Annotated in this window: 20 protein-coding genes; 12 read left to right on the forward strand and 8 right to left on the reverse strand. The window is 47.4% G+C overall.

Going from position 1 to position 17400, the window contains the following annotated elements:
- Positions 1 to 10: 10 nt before the first annotated feature.
- Together dinB and KNO99_RS08930 are read right to left on the reverse strand one after the other, a co-directional pair.
- On the reverse strand, positions 11 to 1102 hold the full coding sequence (dinB, locus tag KNO99_RS08925; RefSeq protein WP_214747579.1) for a DNA polymerase IV: 1092 nt from the start codon (positions 1100 to 1102) through the stop codon (positions 11 to 13).
- 35 nt (positions 1103 to 1137) lie between these two features.
- Complete coding sequence (locus tag KNO99_RS08930; protein ID WP_214747582.1) at positions 1138 to 2061, reverse strand: magnesium transporter CorA family protein; 924 nt, start codon at positions 2059 to 2061, stop codon at positions 1138 to 1140.
- An 81-nt stretch (positions 2062 to 2142) separates the two neighbouring features.
- On the opposite strand from KNO99_RS08930, the gene KNO99_RS08935 reads away from it, so the two are divergent.
- Positions 2143 to 3102 (forward strand): HD domain-containing protein, encoded by a 960-nt coding sequence (locus KNO99_RS08935; protein WP_214747585.1) that lies wholly within the window; start codon positions 2143 to 2145, stop codon positions 3100 to 3102.
- 47 nt (positions 3103 to 3149) lie between these two features.
- Here KNO99_RS08935 and KNO99_RS08940 read toward each other — a convergent pair whose 3' ends face one another.
- Complete coding sequence (locus tag KNO99_RS08940; protein WP_214747588.1) at positions 3150 to 4136, reverse strand: peptidylprolyl isomerase; 987 nt, start codon at positions 4134 to 4136, stop codon at positions 3150 to 3152.
- 153 nt (positions 4137 to 4289) lie between these two features.
- Between KNO99_RS08940 and KNO99_RS08945 the strand changes: the two genes are divergently transcribed.
- Positions 4290 to 4628, forward strand: coding sequence for a DUF1878 family protein (locus KNO99_RS08945; RefSeq protein ID WP_224860194.1), 339 nt, complete (start codon positions 4290 to 4292; stop codon positions 4626 to 4628).
- Here KNO99_RS08945 and KNO99_RS08950 read toward each other — a convergent pair.
- Together KNO99_RS08950 and KNO99_RS08955 are read right to left on the reverse strand one after the other, a co-directional pair.
- The gene (locus tag KNO99_RS08950) at positions 4612 to 5175 is read right to left on the reverse strand and encodes an HTH-type transcriptional regulator Hpr (protein ID WP_214747591.1); all 564 of its coding nucleotides are present in this window, start codon (positions 5173 to 5175) and stop codon (positions 4612 to 4614) included. The two genes, KNO99_RS08945 and KNO99_RS08950, sit on opposite strands and share 17 nt — an antisense overlap.
- A gap of 61 nt (positions 5176 to 5236) precedes the next feature.
- Positions 5237 to 5593 (reverse strand): hypothetical protein, encoded by a 357-nt coding sequence (locus KNO99_RS08955; protein WP_074032623.1) that lies wholly within the window; start codon positions 5591 to 5593, stop codon positions 5237 to 5239.
- Between the two features lie 168 nt (positions 5594 to 5761).
- Here KNO99_RS08955 and KNO99_RS08960 point away from each other — a divergent pair, with 168 nt between their 5' ends.
- Positions 5762 to 6097 carry a hypothetical protein gene (locus KNO99_RS08960; protein WP_214747594.1) on the forward strand — a complete coding sequence of 112 codons (336 nt, stop codon included), beginning with the start codon at positions 5762 to 5764 and terminating at the stop codon, positions 6095 to 6097.
- Positions 6098 to 6135: 38 nt separating this feature from the next.
- On the opposite strand, the gene KNO99_RS08965 is transcribed toward KNO99_RS08960, so the two are convergent.
- Positions 6136 to 6564: an HIT family protein gene (locus tag KNO99_RS08965; RefSeq protein ID WP_214747597.1), complete on the reverse strand. Its 429-nt coding sequence runs from the start codon at positions 6562 to 6564 to the stop codon at positions 6136 to 6138.
- Between the two features lie 127 nt (positions 6565 to 6691).
- On the opposite strand from KNO99_RS08965, the gene KNO99_RS08970 reads away from it, so the two are divergent.
- Entirely contained in the window at positions 6692 to 7741 is a 1050-nt protein-coding gene (locus KNO99_RS08970) for a hypothetical protein (RefSeq protein ID WP_214747600.1), read from the forward strand.
- A gap of 47 nt (positions 7742 to 7788) precedes the next feature.
- Here the strand turns inward: KNO99_RS08970 and KNO99_RS08975 are convergent, their stop codons facing one another.
- Entirely contained in the window at positions 7789 to 8040 is a 252-nt protein-coding gene (locus tag KNO99_RS08975) for a GlsB/YeaQ/YmgE family stress response membrane protein (protein ID WP_031421191.1), read from the reverse strand.
- Between the two features lie 170 nt (positions 8041 to 8210).
- Here KNO99_RS08975 and KNO99_RS08980 point away from each other — a divergent pair, with 170 nt between their 5' ends.
- Complete coding sequence (locus tag KNO99_RS08980; RefSeq protein WP_214747603.1) at positions 8211 to 8948, forward strand: ABC transporter ATP-binding protein; 738 nt, start codon at positions 8211 to 8213, stop codon at positions 8946 to 8948.
- Positions 8945 to 10078, forward strand: coding sequence for an ABC transporter permease (locus tag KNO99_RS08985; protein ID WP_214747605.1), 1134 nt, complete (start codon positions 8945 to 8947; stop codon positions 10076 to 10078). Before KNO99_RS08980 ends, KNO99_RS08985 begins: the two co-directional genes overlap by 4 nt.
- Before the next feature lie 47 nt (positions 10079 to 10125).
- On the opposite strand, the gene KNO99_RS08990 is transcribed toward KNO99_RS08985, so the two are convergent.
- Positions 10126 to 11430 carry an ammonium transporter gene (locus tag KNO99_RS08990; RefSeq protein WP_251131009.1) on the reverse strand — a complete coding sequence of 435 codons (1305 nt, stop codon included), beginning with the start codon at positions 11428 to 11430 and terminating at the stop codon, positions 10126 to 10128.
- Positions 11431 to 11551: 121 nt separating this feature from the next.
- Here KNO99_RS08990 and KNO99_RS08995 point away from each other — a divergent pair, with 121 nt between their 5' ends.
- The 6 genes from KNO99_RS08995 to lplA all read left to right on the forward strand — a co-directional run bounded on the left by KNO99_RS08995 (position 11552) and on the right by lplA (position 17363).
- On the forward strand, positions 11552 to 11857 hold the full coding sequence (locus KNO99_RS08995) for a MerR family transcriptional regulator (protein ID WP_074032630.1): 306 nt from the start codon (positions 11552 to 11554) through the stop codon (positions 11855 to 11857).
- A 116-nt stretch (positions 11858 to 11973) separates the two neighbouring features.
- Complete coding sequence (gene hemE / locus KNO99_RS09000; RefSeq protein WP_074032631.1) at positions 11974 to 13023, forward strand: uroporphyrinogen decarboxylase; 1050 nt, start codon at positions 11974 to 11976, stop codon at positions 13021 to 13023.
- Positions 13020 to 13949 (forward strand): ferrochelatase, encoded by a 930-nt coding sequence (gene hemH, locus KNO99_RS09005; protein WP_214696193.1) that lies wholly within the window; start codon positions 13020 to 13022, stop codon positions 13947 to 13949. The genes hemE and hemH overlap by 4 nt, the downstream gene beginning before the upstream one ends.
- A complete protein-coding gene (hemG, locus tag KNO99_RS09010) occupies positions 13942 to 15327 on the forward strand; it encodes a protoporphyrinogen oxidase (protein ID WP_214747612.1) in 1386 nt (461 codons plus the stop codon). Before hemH ends, hemG begins: the two co-directional genes overlap by 8 nt.
- 87 nt (positions 15328 to 15414) lie before the next feature.
- Positions 15415 to 16302 (forward strand): Cof-type HAD-IIB family hydrolase, encoded by an 888-nt coding sequence (locus tag KNO99_RS09015; RefSeq protein WP_214747615.1) that lies wholly within the window; start codon positions 15415 to 15417, stop codon positions 16300 to 16302.
- A 71-nt stretch (positions 16303 to 16373) separates the two neighbouring features.
- Positions 16374 to 17363, forward strand: a complete 990-nt coding sequence (lplA, locus tag KNO99_RS09020) for a lipoate--protein ligase (protein WP_074037667.1) — start codon at positions 16374 to 16376, stop codon at positions 17361 to 17363.
- Positions 17364 to 17400 lie beyond the last annotated feature (37 nt).

Genomic DNA, 17400 nt, shown 5'->3' on the forward strand with positions numbered 1-17400 from the left:
GAATGGTCATTCATTCTTCAAGAGAAGGTTTCGTCAGTTCGTCAAATGTCAGTTGCCGTGTGGATTCAGTTCGAGGAATCAAGTCAGATACGGTCAGTCCAATCAAGCGAACGGGCTCGGTGACATTCATCTCATCGAAGAGGCGTCTTGCCAGTCGTCGAATCTCATCATGGTCATGCGTCGGATGATTCAATTTGATTTGATGACTTCTGGCTTGAAACTCGCTCGTCTTTAATTTGATCGTGACGGTTTGGCAACTTAGTTCGCGGCGATCGAGCTGACGCAACACGTCCTCCATTTCGGGAATGACTCGTTCAAATACTTCTTCGGGGTCGTCGATATCAAACGCAAACGTCGTTTCCGACCCGATTGACTTACGCTCGCGCGTGGCGATGACAGGACGCGTGTCTCGTCCATGTGCTAGTTCATACAGTTGTTGCCCGCGATCATGTCCAAAGATGGCCTTCAGTTGTTCGGGACGAGCTTGTTGAAGGTCACCGATTGTATGATAGCCACTTTTGTTAAGCGTTTGGGCGGTCACTTTCCCGACACCGTGCATCGCTTCGATAGAGAGGGGAGAGAGAAAATCAGCGACTTTCTCAGGTGAGACGACGGTAAGGCCGTTCGGCTTCTCAAAACCGGACGCGATTTTTGCGACAAACTTTGAAGGCGCGACGCCAGCGGATGCTGTGAGACCGGTACGGCGTTTAATCTCTCCTAGAATATAGCGAGCGATATACGGACCCGATGTACTCAATAGCGTATTTTCGGTCACGTCTAAATAGGCTTCGTCAAGGGATAACGGTTCGACGAGAGGGGTGACCGACTTAAAGATGTCCATGACCTGCGCGCTGACTTGTCGATAGGCTTGGAATCGTGGTTTGACAAACGTGGCGTGTGGACACAAGGCAAAAGCGCGACGTGATGACATCGCGCTGTGTACGCCGTACTTTCTCGCTTCATATGAACAAGTGGCAACGACTCCACGACTGTGAGGTGGTCCACCGACGATGACAGGTTTTCCACGTAAATTTGGACGATCCCGTTGTTCGACGGAGGCATAAAAGGCATCCATGTCCACATGAATGATGAGTCGTTCCATAACATCACCTTTCCTGTGCAAATCTCTTTTCTTTATTATAACGAACTTTTGTTCGTTTTTTTAGATTTTTGTTTCACTTTATTCTTTGATGGAGTGGTTTGATTCGGGAATTGTAACAATGAGCCAATCCAATTCTTCCGTTTCAACCATACTTGAATGATAAGAGTGAAGAATAGAATCATTAACCAGGCGAACGCGTAACCAAACGGCCAATCCAGTTCAGGCATTGCTTTAAAGTTCATTCCCCATACGGCACCGAACGCGACGACAGGGGTCGTAAGTGCTGTGAAGACGGTGAGTGCCTTCATGATTTCATTTCCCCGAAAGTTAGAAAGTGTCGAGGCGAGGTCGGTCATCGCGATGACGTCACCTTGATAATGATTGATGAGCGTCAATAGTCGACTGACTCGATAATCTGCGAGTTGGTAAGGTCTCAATGTTTGCAGATCGATATCGAGAAAGGCCTCACGTCCTGCCATGACGAGTTCTTTATAGGGAGTGACGGTGTCGGACCAACGTTCGATTTCACTCCGAAGACCAAAGATTTCATTCATAAACGTGGCAGGGACTTGTCCTGCCATTTCTCGCTGTGCCACGAGAAGTCGTTCTTCGAATTCATCGATTCCGTGAAAGTAATTGTTCATCCGTTCGGCAAGCAACTCATAGAACGCTTCAATCGGTGAGTTGCAGTCTTTCGCAAGGACCGATTCGTGATGCAAATCGTCAAATCCAATCGTCCATAAAAAATCAGGACCGATAAAATAATGCCCGATTTTCTGAGGTTCACGTTCTAACTGCTCGTAGTCGAGTGTGAGTGATCCGTACATATAACCATCCTCGACCACGATTTTTGTGACGCTTGCGGTCGTCAACTGCTCGAGCCAATACGTATAGGCCAGTGCATATCGAGAATCTACTTCCACATAATCCTCGGGGCGCGTGTACCAATCCCATTCCATCGTCAATTCCTCCAATTCGCTATAGTAGTAGTATTCCCAAATTGTCAAGAATGTTGGCATCTGTCGCAAAGTTTCGATAAGATGAAGGTACTGAACAAGAGAGAGGTGCTTTCATTGACGACAAAAATCGGTCAGCTCAAAGTGGGCGACACGCTAGACCAATATGTCATGATCAAACAATCGTATAAGGGACTTGCCGGGAACGGAAAGCCTTATTTAACATTAATCCTTTGCGACGAGAGTGGCGAAATCGAAACGAAATTATGGGATAGTTCGGATACCGAAAAGTATGCGACGAAAAAAATCGTCCATGCGGCGGGTGAAGTGATGGACTATCGTGGACGGACGCAATTGAAGTTGAAGCAAATTTCAATCATCGAGCAAGAAGTAGATATCGCCCCGTACGTTCGGTCGGCGCCGATTCCGAAGTCAGAACTTGAAACGACCATCCGTGGGTTCATCGCGTCTTTGAAACACGATGACATTCGTCGTCTCGTTGAAGAAGTCGTCAATCGTCACGAAGAGGCATACTTCACGTATCCAGCTGCTGTGCGACATCATCACGCGGTCTATTCCGGACTCGCATTCCACGTCATGTCGATGCTGAAGCTTGCGGACACGATGTGTGACCTTTATCCATCGTTGAACCGAGACCTGTTGATTGCAGGTGTGATTTTGCACGACTTGGCGAAAGTCATCGAGTTGTCGGATGCAATCACACCAGAATACACGCTTGAAGGCAAGTTGCTCGGCCATCTCTCACTCATGGCATCTGAAGTAGAAGTCGTGTCACGTGAGCTCGGGACGGACCGAGAAGTGACGACGTTGTTGCAACATCTCGTCTTAAGCCATCATGGGAAACCGGAATGGGGGTCGGCGAATACGCCACAACTCCCTGAAGCGGAGATGCTGTTTTTCATCGACAATATCGATGCACGGATGAACATGTTCGAGAAAGCGTATGAAGGCGTCGAGCCGGGTACGTTTACGGAGCGTGTCATGGCACTCGATAACCGTGCCTTCTATCGTCCAATGTTGTAACATGTCCATAAAAAAATGGCGCTCCAGTAAGGAGTGCCATTTTTGTCTTATTGTTCAGTCGACTCTTCAGAAGACTCGTCTGCGTTTTTGATTGCTTCTTTGACAGCGTCAAATTGTTGCTCTGCTTTTGCATCTTTTACGTCAACGTTGTATTTTTCAATCAACTCCGCGTAAATTTTGTTTGCATCGACAGAAGCAGATTTTTCTGTTGCCAACTCTTCACGAATGCGGTCTTTCTCGTCCTCGAGCTTCAAGTCCTTCTCTTTACGGTCTGTCACTTTGATGACATGGAATCCATATTGTGTTTGGATTGGCTCAGAGATTTTTCCGATGACATCTTCTTTGAAAGCATATTCTTCGAATTCAGGTACCATCTGACCTGTAGAGAAGAAACCAAGCTCTCCACCTTTTTCACCAGAACCTGTATCTGTTGATTTTTCTTTCGCGAGTTCTGCGAAGTCCGCACCGTCATTCAACTGTTTGATGATGTCTTGTGCTTCTTCTTCTGTATCGACGAGGATGTGGCTAGCTTCCACTTCCGCATTTTCTTTAGCGAACTGTGCTTCGATATCTTCGTCCGTCACGTCGACAAGTTCAGATTTAGCTGCGTCGACAAGCATTTGTCCGCGAAGCGCTTCTTTGAACTCTTCCGTGCCGCTCATGCCGGCTTGTTGAATCGCTTGCTCGAATTCTTCTTTTGAGTTGAATTGTTCTTCTGTCTTGCTGAACTCTTCATCTACCTTTTCTTGCTCGACTTGGTCACCATATTCTTTTTCAAGAAGTGCATTCATCGTCTCTTGGAATGCGAGTTGTGGGACCATGCGGTCGTAACTCATGTCTGCGATTTCACCGCGTGTGATTTCGCCGCCTTTATATGTGACGACTGCTGAATCGTCTGATTCGCCACCAGCGTTTGTCGCAGCATACGTACCGCCAGCTCCGATGATGAGTGCGAGTGCAGATGCACCGACGAGAGCACCGGTTGAGAATTTTTTATCTTGCTTTTTTGGTTCGTTAGTCATTCCGTTTGACATGTATTCCACCCCTAATAATTCTTTAAAGTTTCTAAGTCCGACTATATCACATTTTCCTAATCATGACAGCTGTTCTCTTGTCTGTACAGTATCATAGCACACAATCCTGTCGTATAATGATGTAATAGAATGTGAAATGATGGGGTGAGGGTAGTGTCACTAGAAGAGAAGGTCGAGCATTTATCATATCAAATGAAGATCTTACTCGAGATTGTTGATTGGACGGACCGTCCGTTTGAATATGAAGTGATTCGAGCGAATTTGACGAAGCAGGACGTAGAGGCGTTTTATCAGTTGCTCGAGGATATTCGGGCACGACAAAACGAGCAAATGCGCTATGGTTTTACGTCCATAGAGCCGTTGCTCGTCCATTTTGTGGGTATGTTAGATTCAAGGCTCGACGTGAAAACGATTCTTGGGGCATGCGTCCGCCAAGGAATCGAGTTAGACGTCACAGAGCCACTCTATCGGCAGGTTAGGCTTCTTGACTGAGTTCACCCTCATCAGGACGTCTGCCTGCCTCTTCTGTGATCATTTTTGATGTTTCAGCAAAGATATCCATGAAGTTGTCCCCATATAAACGACGCACGATGGCCGTCATGTCTGTTAAGTCAGGGAACTTGCCATAAAGTTCTTGGAGTGGAAGTGAGGCGCGGAATACGCCGTTTCCTTCTGGATCAAACGCGTGAATCGTTTCAAGCAACAACGATTCTCCTTCAGGTGTCAATTGAACATACGTATTTCGCTTGTCCGTCTCTTTTTTCGAAAACGTAAGTAATCCACGATCTTCTAACTTCTTCGAGAAGTTGAAAGCGGTCGAGACGTGCATGACGCCATATTTTGCAATTTCAGAGATCGATGCGCCGCCTAACGCGTGGGCAATCCATAAGATATGGTGCTCATTGATGTTTAAATCAAATGGTTTAATCCAGTTTTGCCAATCTTTTTCGACGGTTTTCCACAAAGCCTTACTCAATTGAATAATTTTGTGGCTATAGAGCATGGCCTCAGGGCCAGTGAATTCTTTTTCGTGTTCCATTTCGATCCATCCTTTCCGGATAAAAAATCAAAAGTAATCGACGGACGATGATCTCAAACACTCATTGTGTTTGATTGACAGTGTTGTCAGTCATAGCAGACTGTACGTTCGAGAGTTCCTGAAGGTTCCCTTGAATTCGCTCGACTGAAGGCTGAATGTCTTGTTGATAGCGTTCGACTTCGGCTTTCACTTGATCAGTCAATTCTTTTCCTTGCAGTTTCCCTGCAGCGGCAACTTGCGATGCATGTTTCGCCACATTCCCAAATTGTTCTTTTAGCGTAGTGATTGTGGATGCTCGATGTTGTTGAGCAGCAGCATCATTTGCGGTACCTCGCGCCAGCTTTTTAAACGTGGCGACTCCTAAAAATGCTAAAACAAAGCCGAAAGCAATCCAATCTCGACGTTGGCGACTCGACAAAACATTCCCCTCCTCAAGCTCGGATAATCCGAATTACATTCTTTTCATATTATTTTACCAAAAAAGAGTGATTAAAAACCTATATCGCAAATAAAATTTTTCAGAACATTCAATTTTGACCGAAAAATCATTTTATTTTAAAATACAGGTAAAGGAAGGTGATCCTCAGTGGAGAAAGCGAAGCGTTGGGTAGATGACATGCTTGACCTGTATCTCGCTGCGAAACGACTGGGAGATGACACTTGGGCCGACTCCATTATGAACACACTAGAGGCGGGGTATGAAGCGTCGAAACAAACAGAACAGGCACGCGAAGAATCGATACGAAAAAAACGTATGCTTGAAATAGATACCCGTCTAACCGAATTACGAAAAGAATTTGAACAAGCGACATCTGTCAAAACGCGTCAACAGTTATATGAAGTGGCAATCAAACTTCAGGTCGAGCGAGCGCAATTAGAAGAAGAACGGAAACGTCACCTTGATTCAATCAATCAATCATAAAAAGGGACCCGTCATCGATTGACGGGTCCTAGTTTGTCTTATACGTGTGCTTGGATATTCGATGCGAGGGTTGTGAGTTCTTCAGATGTGAAGGCATCGTTTTGTGTAATCCATTTTGCTCCGAATCCGTCTTCGTGTCCGAAGCGTGGAATCAAGTGAATGTGAAAGTGATAGACCGTTTGTCCGGCAATTTCTTCGGCATTCGATAAGACGTTCATTCCGATTGCGCCCGTTTCGCGTTGAATCGCTTTCGCAATGGTCGGGACACGTTTGAAGACATCCCCGGCGACATCTTCTGGCAACTCATAAACGTTTTTTGCATGATGTTTGGGGATGACGAGGGTGTGGCCTTTTGTTACTTGAGAGAGGTCGAGGAAAGCGACAACCGCCTCGTCCTCATATACACGATAGGATGGGATTTCTTGTTGAGCGATTTTACAAAAGATACAGTTCGAATCTGTGTGCATCTTCATTCCTCCATTCTAAATGGTCGTTTCTGTTCCATCATAACATGGAAGTTCGGGCGCAAGAACGATAGGAAAGGGGAGTAAATCCTTCTATAATAAAGATAAGGCCAGGAAAGGAGGCGAATATATGTCGTATACAAGAAGTAAACAGAAAAAACGAAATCCGAAAGTTCTTTTGCTACTATCCATTTTGACCGTTCTAGTTGGAGCCATTGTCTTCTATATATATGGATATAAACCTGCGGCAGAGCAAGATAAAATTCATGTCGCATTTAAAGAAGCCTTATTAGAAGAAGATCGTACTTTCTTTGAAGAGAAGGTGGAATATCAAGGAGAAGCGTTATCGCGAGCAGAAGCACTCCGATTTATGCGCTGGTTGAACGATGAAAAATCGATTCGCGGCGATGCGATAGCAGAAGTCGCACAAGACCGTGCGAATCGGACGAAAGGAATGGAAGCGGAAGGCCTATTCCGATTGATTGATACAGGTGAAGGGCGCTTTGGTTTTTCTGATTATCGGATTGAGTTACTTCCGCAACGAATCGATTTCACCTCAGACGTACCATTGACAAATATATGGATTGACGGTCAACGTGTGGGGCGGATTGACGAGGCAGACGGCTTACTCACGATTGAAAAAATGCCAGGTCGCTACGATGTGAAGGCGGTCGCTGTTGCAAATGGTGAGACAGTGTCTGAAACAGAGACGATTCAATTAACATCTCCTGAATCGATCGAGTATTCACTCATGCCGGAATCGAACGAAGCGATTGCGGGACAGTTCGATTTGAAGCGGGCAGAGCTCATTGAGATTGAAGTGGAGGCGCAAACTGGTCAGCCGTTAGAGACGATTGATTCGTTGATTGGACAATCGGAAGGAAAGGTTCAGGAAACGTTAGGAGAGCCAGATGAGAACCGTGATGGGAAATGGGATTATGAACGTTTGACCATCGTGTTTGAAAAGGGAGACGTGCAGTCAGTTTTAATCGATCTTGATAAACGACCAGACGACTTGGTTGCGTTACTCGGCGAACCGAAAGAAAAGACGGAGCACCAACTCGGAACAGAGTGGAATTACGGTCAATCCTTCTTCGAATCATTCTTCACGTTCTTTGGTCTTGAAACGGAGAAGCAGTTTATTGAAAAGAATGACGCGATGTATTTATTGATTCAATGAAAAAAGAGGGACACTCCATTACGGAAGCCCCTCCTGTACATAAATAATTATTTTTTACGCATTGATTTCATGACGAACGATACGATCAAGATAAGGATAATCGCACCGATAAGAGCTGGGATAATCGCGATATCCGCTACGATTGGTCCGAAATCACCGAAGATGAGTCCACCCAACCAAGCACCGATGATCCCTGCGATGATGTTACCGATGATTCCACCTGGTACGTCCTTACCTAAAATTAATCCTGCCAACCAACCGATGATACCTCCGATAATCAAATAAAGAATAAACCCCATCATTCATTTCTCCTTCCTCTGTTTGCCCATTGTTCTTTTCAACGATTTTGTGGAACAATGGGAGTATTGATGTTTTATTTTAAAATGCCTTACAGTTCAGAATATTCCCATGTGACAACATTTAAAACATATACCACGAAAAAAAGTTGAAAATGAAAGGTGTGGTTTTCATGCTGCACGTCAATCGATTGAACGGCGGATATATTGGAAAACAGGTTTTGCACGACGTTTCGTTTGAAGTGAAAAAAGGAGAGCTCGTTGGTTTGATAGGGCTAAATGGAGCTGGTAAATCGACGACAATCAAACACATTTTGGGTCTCTTGTCACCCTTATCCGGAAAAATCGAAATTGATGGAGAAACAGTAGAGTCTTCAGAAAAAAGGTATCGTAAGAAAGTGAGTTACATACCGGAGACACCGATTTTATACGAGACGTTGACTTTACAAGAACATATTGAGTTGATGGGAAAAGCATATGACGTAAGTTCTGAAGAGTTGACCGAACGGACGAAACGCTTAGCAAAAGAGATGCGAATGGAAAAACAGCTCACATGGTTCCCTTCCGTTTTCTCAAAAGGCATGAGGCAAAAGGCCATGATTTTATGCGCCCTCGTGACGAAGACACCGCTCCTCATCGTCGATGAGCCGTTTGTCGGTCTCGATCCGTTGGCGATTCGACAGTTACTCCAATTGTTCGATGAATATAAGCAAGACAGTGCGATTTTGATGTCGACCCATATTCTTGAGACAGCGGAGCGGCATTGCGACCGTTTCGTCTTCCTTCATCAAGGTGTCGTCATTGCGAACGGGACGGCCGCACAGTTGCGAGACAAGTATCAATTGTCACCTGACGCGACACTCGATGACATTTATGTAGAGGCGATTGCGTCGGAGGAACGGTCGTCATGAATCGATTTACTTCAAGACTCGGCAACTGGATGGAAGAGGTCGTCAAATATAGTCGCTACGTCGCAAACGGCGGACTCTTGTTCACGCTCTACTTCACTTTGATTTACGGGGCATTCGTCTACAACAACTTTTTAGAACGTATTGATGGGACGTTCCCGGGGGCATGGATTGCCGCGGTGGTGCTCGTTCTCATCCCGCTCGGTCATCGTCCGAGAACGTTTATCCAAGAGGCGGACCAAGTGTTCCTCCTCCCGGAACTAGGGATGATTCGTTCCTATATGATTGGTGTGCGCTTGTTCAATATCGGCTTTGCGACAATCCGAGCACTTCTCGTCTTACTCATTTTATTGCCGCTTCTCGTGCGGACGGAGAGCTATACGGGAATTGAGGTATACTCGTTCATTGTCACGATGACGTTACTGTCGGCTGCAGGTCGATTGGCAAAAGTGGAAGGGGTACGCGAATGGCTCATCGTCCCGTTCGCGCTCGTGAGCGGCGCATGTCTTCTAATGGATTGGACAGCGTGGGCGTGGGTGCCCGCGTTCATGCCGTTCATTTTCTTACATGTAAAACGAAACGAACGAATCCCACTCTTACACTGGTTGGCGCTTGAGGAGAAGAGTCGGGCTCAGTTTGAACGAGTCATCAGCTGGTTCGTCGACTTGCCTACCTTGAAAGAAGAAGTGCGGGAACGACGACTTCTGACAAAGCTGCTCGAAAAACGAGTGCTCCAACGCGTTGATGCGTCCCGTTACGTGTACGGTCTTCGAATTATTCGTTCGAACGACTCCCTCGACCTGATTCTTCGATTGACGGCGGTGGCGCTCATCGTCATGTGGATGTCAGACGGTTGGTATGTAGGATTCGTCACACCACTATTTGTAGGGTTGACAGCGTTACAGCTCGTTCCATTGTTTAAACGGTTAGAGGCGATTTCCATCGTGTCCTGGCTACCAATCACCCGTCAAGAGCGGATCGAAGGGTATTCGTGGTGGGCGATGCGGTTACTCATCGTGCAATCCATCGTGCTCGTGCTCGGCTCGGTTGGATTTGGTGCGACATGGGACGCGGCAGTCGGTCTGGTTTTATCCATTGTGGTCATTCGTTACTATTTAAGACGGTTGACATGAAAAAAGAAGGACATCCGATTCTGGATGTCCTTCTCGCGTGATTGACGTTATTTCTTAGGAGACATGACCGATACGCTCGAACCGAGAATCTTCGGAAGACGTCCAGGTTTCTCTGTTGTTTCTTCGACTTCACCATATGCTGATACACCATGCTCTGCGATATCGAGACCGACATCTTCTTGTTCTTCCGTGACACGAAGTCCGATTGTGACGTCAAGGAGTTTCAAGAAAGCATAGCTTCCGCCACCGGCGATGACCATGGCGATCAATACGCCGAGTGTCTGAACGCCGAGTTGTGTCAATCCGCCGCCGTAGAAGAGACCGGCAGAACCGATACCTGTAATTTCGACGAGTCGAGGAGAAGCGAAGAAGCCAAGTGCGAGTGTCCCGATGATCCCAGCGACCCCGTGTACAGAGAAGGCGCAGAGTGGGTCATCCACATATTTTGCCATCAAGATGCTCGTTCCGTATGTTGCGATTGATGCGAGGGCACCGATGACGACTGCTGCCCATGGCTCTACGAACGCACAAGCTGCTGTGATGGCAACGAGTGCTCCGAGAACACCGTTGACGATTGTCGGGATGTCCGCCGTTTTACGGTGAATCATGACGATGGCAAGGGCACCGAGTGCACCAGCTGCTGTTGCGAGCATTGTTGTCAACGCCACGTAACCGAAGAATCCGTCAGCGACCGACATCGTTGAACCAGCGTTGAATCCGAACCAGCAAAGCCAAAGTACGAGACCGCCAACGACCGTCAACACGTGGTTGTGACCAGCGAGTGATTCCGTCTTGCGACGTGGTTTCAAGATGATAGTTGCCATGAGAGCCGCCATCCCACCTTGAAGGTGAACGACCGCCGAACCTGCGAAGTCTTGCATCCCCATCGATCCAAGCATTCCGCCAGCCCATACTGAGCGTGCAACGATTGGGTAGAGGATGGCAACGAAGAAGATACCGAAGAGAACGTAGGCAGAAAGCTTAGCCCGTTCCGCAAATCCACCCCAAGCGATGGCGAGGGATACCGCAACGAATGATAACTGGAATAAGAATTTAATGTCGATTGATACGTTCGCCCAGTCGAGGCTTGTAAACGATCCGCTTAAGAAGAATCCTTCTGTCCCAAACCAAGTCGTTCCATCACCGAATGAGAGGCCGAATCCGACCGCCCAAAAAGCGAGTGCCGCCACAGAGAGGCTGATAATTTGTTTGACCGCGACGTGACCGGCGTTTTTCGCCCGAAGCGTCCCTGTCTCGAGTAATCCGAAACCTAATTGCATCGTCAATACGAGCAATGCAGCGATGAGTACATACAGCGAGTCCATATAATAGAGAATGTCTTCCATGTTCATGCCCTCCTTTTTCTTAGGTGCTTTCCAAAAGTTGACTTCAGTGTAAAACGAAAATTTGATGATGGATTGCATTTTGTCAGATTATCTGACATAGTTTTTTTATTAAGGAGGGCGAGGGCGAATGGACTATAAATCGAAGAAAGTAATCGGGATGGGCGTCGTGACTGAGTTGACGGGACTTTCTGAGCGTCAGGTCCGCTATTATGAAGAAAAAGGTCTCGTCTTCCCTGAACGCACGAAAGGCGGTTCACGTAAATATTCTTTCCATGACGTGGAGCGTTTGGTCGAAGTGGCGACCAAGCTAGAAGATGGGTGGCGAATTCAAGATATTAAAGAGCGCGAGCGTCGATTGTCGGCGAAGCAGCGTGACGATTTGATTCGCGGTCAGTTGAATTCGGCTTTCCGAACATTTCCGACAAAAAAATGACACAAAGAAAACACAATGAAAATGCTTCACATTAGCATAATTCTAATTAATTTCTGTATAATGTTTTTGAGTTCACAAACACGAGAATAAAGAGTGTAGGAGAAATTTAGAGGGGAATGACGCGACGTATGAACGATACTATTTTAAAAGCGTTTAAAGGAGAGGCGACAGACTATGTACCTGTATGGTATATGCGCCAAGCCGGACGCTATCAACCGGAATATCGAGAGATTAAAAAGACGAGGTCACTATTCGAGATCACGCATGATCCTGAACTTTGTGCATATGTCACGGAACTTCCGGTGAAACAACTCGGAGTCGACGCGGCCATTCTATATAAAGACATCATGACGCCACTTCCGTCGATGGGGGTGGATGTCGAGATTAAGAGCGGGATCGGACCGGTCATCGACAACCCATATCGAACGATGGAAGATGTGGAACGCTTAAAGCCGTTAAACCCAGATGATATCTCATACGTCTTCGACACGATTCGTTTACTTCGGGAACGATTAGAAGTACCGCTCATCGGCTTTTCAGGGGCGCCGTTCACATTGGCGAGCTACATGATCGAAGGTGGTCCATCACGGAACTACCATCGCACGAAAGCGCTCATGTATGCAGAACCGGATGTCTGGAATGCATTGATGGAAAAACTCGGTGATATGGTCATCACGTATGCGAAAGCGCAAGCGGATGCTGGCATTCAGGCGTTCCAATTGTTTGATTCATGGGTCGGAACGCTCAGTCGTAAAGACTACGCGCGTTACATCAAGCCGACGACGGAGCGAATTTTCAAAGAATTACGTTCTCTTGACATCCCGCTCATCATGCATGGAGTCGGAGCGAGCCATCAAATCGAAGAATGGCACGACCTTCCACTTGATGTGGTCGGACTCGATTGGCGTCTATCGGTACAAGAAGCGCGCGACCGCGGGATCACAAAGGCTGTACAAGGAAACTTGGACCCGTCGTTCTTACTGGCACCGTGGCCGGTCATCGAAGAGAAGGTAAAAGAAATTTTGGATGAAGGAATGAAGCAGCCAGGATACGTCTTCAACTTGGGACATGGGGTGTTCCCGGAAGTCGATCCGGCCGTACTCGTCAAATTGACGGCATTCATTCACGATTACTCACGCGAAAAAATGGGAGGCAATGAATCATGAAAACAGTCGGACTACTTGTCATGGCGTACGGGACACCGTACAAGCCGGAAGATATCGAACGCTACTACACGCACATTCGGTACGGACGTAAACCATCGCCGGAAGCGCTCCAAGATTTGACGGAACGCTATGAAGCGATTGGCGGCGTATCTCCGCTCGCAAAAATCACGATTGATCAAGCGGAGACGCTTCGTGACATCTTGAATGAGCGCCATGTAGGTGAAATCGAGTTCAAACTGTATATCGGATTGAAGCATATCGAACCGTTCGTAGAAGATGCGGTCGCGCAAATGGCGAACGACGGCATCAAAGAAGCGGTATCGGTCGTCTTGGCACCTCATTACTCGTCATATAGCGTCAAGTCATATAACGGTCGTGCCCATGAAGAAGCAGCGAAGTATGGCATCGACATCCGTTCAGTCGACTCATGGTATGACGAGCCGAAATTTATCAATTGGTGGGCAGAGGCGATCAAAGAGACGTTCGCGAACTTGCCTGTACCGGCTGAAAAAGCATGTCTCATCGTATCAGCACATAGTCTTCCTGAAAAGATCTTGGCTGGGGGCGACCCGTATCCAGATCAATTGAAGGAGACGGCAGATAAGATTGCTCAGGCGACAGGTGTACCAAACGTTGAGGTCGGTTGGCAGTCAGAAGGAAACACACCGGATCCATGGATTGGACCGGACGTGCAAGATTTGACGGCTGAACTTTATGAAAAACATGGCTACGAAGCGTTCGTCTACACGCCGGTTGGCTTTGTCGCAGACCATCTCGAAGTACTGTTCGACAACGATGTCGAGTGTAAAGTCGTCTGTGACCGCCTCGGTGTCCACTACGCACGTCCAGCTATGCCAAATGCAGAGCGAAGCTTCATCGAAGCCATCGCGGATCGAATGGAAAGCGTGATCGTGCATCATGCGTAATTTTACGATTGTCGGTGGTGGGATTACAGGTCTCACCGCCGCTTTTTATGCGGAGCGTTATTTGCCGGAAGACGTATCAATCACATTGCTCGAGGCGACAGACCGTCTCGGTGGAAAGATTGACACGTATGAGACGGGCGAGTTTGCGGTTGAACGCGGACCAGATTCGTACGTTTTTCGAAAGACAGCCATGACAGAATTGATTGAAGATGTCGGTTTGGGTGACGAACTCGTTCGAAACGGCGTCGGACAGGCTTACGTTCTCCATCATGATGGACTCCATCCAATTCCAAAGCAGACAGTGATGGGAATTCCGCTTGATGTCAACGCGTTTCGTGAGACGACGTTGCTCTCGGCAGAAGAGCACGAAAACTTGAAACAGATGTTACTGACACCACCTGATGTAGAAGCGCCAGATTCGGACGTCTCACTTGGTCTTTACCTTCGTGAACGTGTCGGAGACCCGATTGTCGACCGCTTGATCGAACCGTTGCTCTCTGGTATCTACGCCGGGGACATCGATCAGATGAGTGCGATGTCGACATTCCCACAGTTCATCGAGGGAGAAAAGAAATACGGGAACTTGTATGAAGGGATGCGTCATCTACGTCCCGAACAACGGGTCGCGGAAGTCGGGGCGAAAAAAGTAGGACAGTTTGCCTCATTAAAACGAGGACTCAAATCACTTACGGATCGTCTGGCTGAACGATTAGAACGGACGGAGGTCGTATTGAACTGTTCCGTCGAGCAAGTGTCCGAGCGTGAGGATGGGTATCGGTTATTTACGAATCGTGGAGATATCGACACGGATCATCTCGTATTGACGGTCCCACCACGCCTCATTCGTCAGTTCCTCCCGAAAGTCGACAGTGACTTCTTGGCGGATATGAAACCACATGCGACAGCGACTTGCTCACTTGTCTTTAAAGAAGACGATATCGAGCTCCCATTCGTTGGGACAGGATTTGTGACGAGTCAGGAAGCAGACGTGACGATAACGGCTTGTACGTTCATCGACCAAAAATGGCCACATGCCGTGCCGGAAGGATATCACGTCCTCCGCGTCTTTTTAGGTCGTCCGGGGGCAGATGATATCGTGGAAGCGTCCGATGAAGAAATTATCGAGACAGCGCTACATGATCTTCGAGGTCTCATGCAAATTCACCGTAATCCGATTCAGACAGTCGTCAGTCGACTTCGTGACGGACTGCCGCCATATGCCGTCTTTCATGCGGACCGCGTCAAAGCGCTCCGTGCCGAGATGAGCCGGGTATATCCTGGAGTCATTCTGGCGGGAATCGCCTATGACGGAATCGGGATGCCGGACTGTGTGAAGAGTGTGCGGGAACAAGTGAAGGCATTGAGTGAAAATAATTGAGATTTGATGAAGGGAGGGTTCGGATTGTTCTGAATCCCTCTCTTTTTGTTATAGTTAGAAGCGAAAGAGAAAAAGGAGTGATGGAAGATGGCAACGTATAAACTTTTTGTATCAGACATGGACGGTACGATTTTGCACAACCACACCAAAATTGCGAACGAGACGGCAGAAATCGTTCGTGAAGCAGAGGCAGCAGGCATTCGATTCGCAATTGCGACGGGGCGCAACTATGTGAATGCGAAACAAATCCTAGATGAGGTCGGTCTTTCTTGCCCAATCGTATCGTCGAATGGGGGACGTGTGCTCGACACATCAGGAGAAGTCCTTCATGAGATCGACTTGACGATTGAAGAGGCACTTCAGGTCATTAAAGTCCTTCATCAAGATCATAAGTATGCGGACGTCTTTTACGAGATGTACACGGAAGCTGGACTTGTGGCGAGCCGTGGTGACTTGATTGAAGCATCGATGAAAAACTTGAAAGCGAATGGTGACGACCGCTCGCTCGAGATGTATGAATTCTTTAAGAATCGCTATTACGTCAATGAAGACGTCAAGATTGTCGACGATATCGAGAGCTTCATTCGTGAGGAAGCGGGGCGTGTCTATAAGTTCATCGCGTTCTCAAGCCATCTCGAGAAAATGACGGCGCTTTGGAAAGAAATCGAAGCACAAGTCGAAGGTGTCTACGTCACATCTTCAGGTAATGACAACATTGAAGTGATGGCACACGGCGCAGATAAAGGGAACGGTGTGACGAAGCTCGCTGAACATTATGGCATCGACTTATCAGAAGTCGTCGTGATCGGCGATAACTTAAATGATGTACCGATGTTCAAAGTGGCCGGAAAAGGGATTGCGATGGGGAACAGCCATGAGGACTTGATTGCTATCAGCGACCACGTCACAGAGCGTCACGACGAGTATGGGGTGGCGAACGCCTTGAAACGAGTGATGACAGGCGAGTGGAAGTAAAAGATTTGTCGAGTCATCGTCTCGTCTCGTATAATACGAGTAACGAACATCCGACTAGGAGGAAATAGACTGTGAAATTTATTTTTAATCCAGATATCCGCGACCCGAAGCTTAACTTGGCGGTCGAAGAGTATATCTTAAAACATTTAAACGTAGACCATGAAGACTACTTCTTGTTTTATATCAACGGTCCATCGATTATCATCGGGAAAAACCAAAACACATCTGAAGAGGTCAACTTGAAGTACATCGAAGAGAATGGCATCGATGTCGTACGTCGCCTCTCTGGTGGCGGTGCCGTCTATCACGATGAAGGAAACTTGAACTTCAGCTTCATCACAAAAGACGATGGCAACTCGTTCAATAACTATAAGAAGTTCACGCAACCGATTGTGGATGCGTTACGTAACCTCGGTGTCGAGGCGGAGCTAACAGGCCGTAACGATATTCAGGTCGGTGAACGTAAAATCAGCGGGAACGCCCAATTCACGACGCGCGGACGCATGTTCAGCCACGGGACGCTCATGTTCAACTCGAATATTGAAGAAGTCGTCAACTCGCTCAACGTCTCGGAAGAGAAAATGCGTTCAAAAGGAATCAAGTCGGTCCGTAGCCGTGTGGCGAACATCACTGAATTTTTAGAGCGTGAGATGGAGATGGAACATTTCGTCGAAGCGTTGCTCCATTCGATTTACGATGGAGAGCAGCCAGAGCGTTACGTGCTTCGTGACGAGGATTGGGAAATTGTCCACGATATTTCGAAAGAGCGTTATGCGAACTGGGACTGGAACTTCGGGAAATCGCCGAAGTTTGATGTCGAGTCAAAACGTCGCTTCCCAATCGGGACGATCGATGTCCGCTTGAACGTCAACAAAGGAACAATCACTGAGGCGAAGATTTACGGTGATTTCTTCGGTGTCGGTGACATCCAAGATGTCGAGCAGGCGCTCGTCGGGACTCGTTTCGAACGTGCGGCCATCCGCGAGCAATTGATGCAACTCGATCTGAAGCACTACTTCGGAAATGTTGAGCTCGAGGAATTGGTTGATTTGATTAGTTAAAAGTAAAAAGGTGTTTCGGGATGAATTTCCGAAACAC

The organism is Exiguobacterium sp. s189 (assembly GCF_018617615.1).
Lineage (GTDB): Bacteria > Bacillota > Bacilli > Exiguobacteriales > Exiguobacteriaceae > Exiguobacterium > Exiguobacterium aestuarii_A.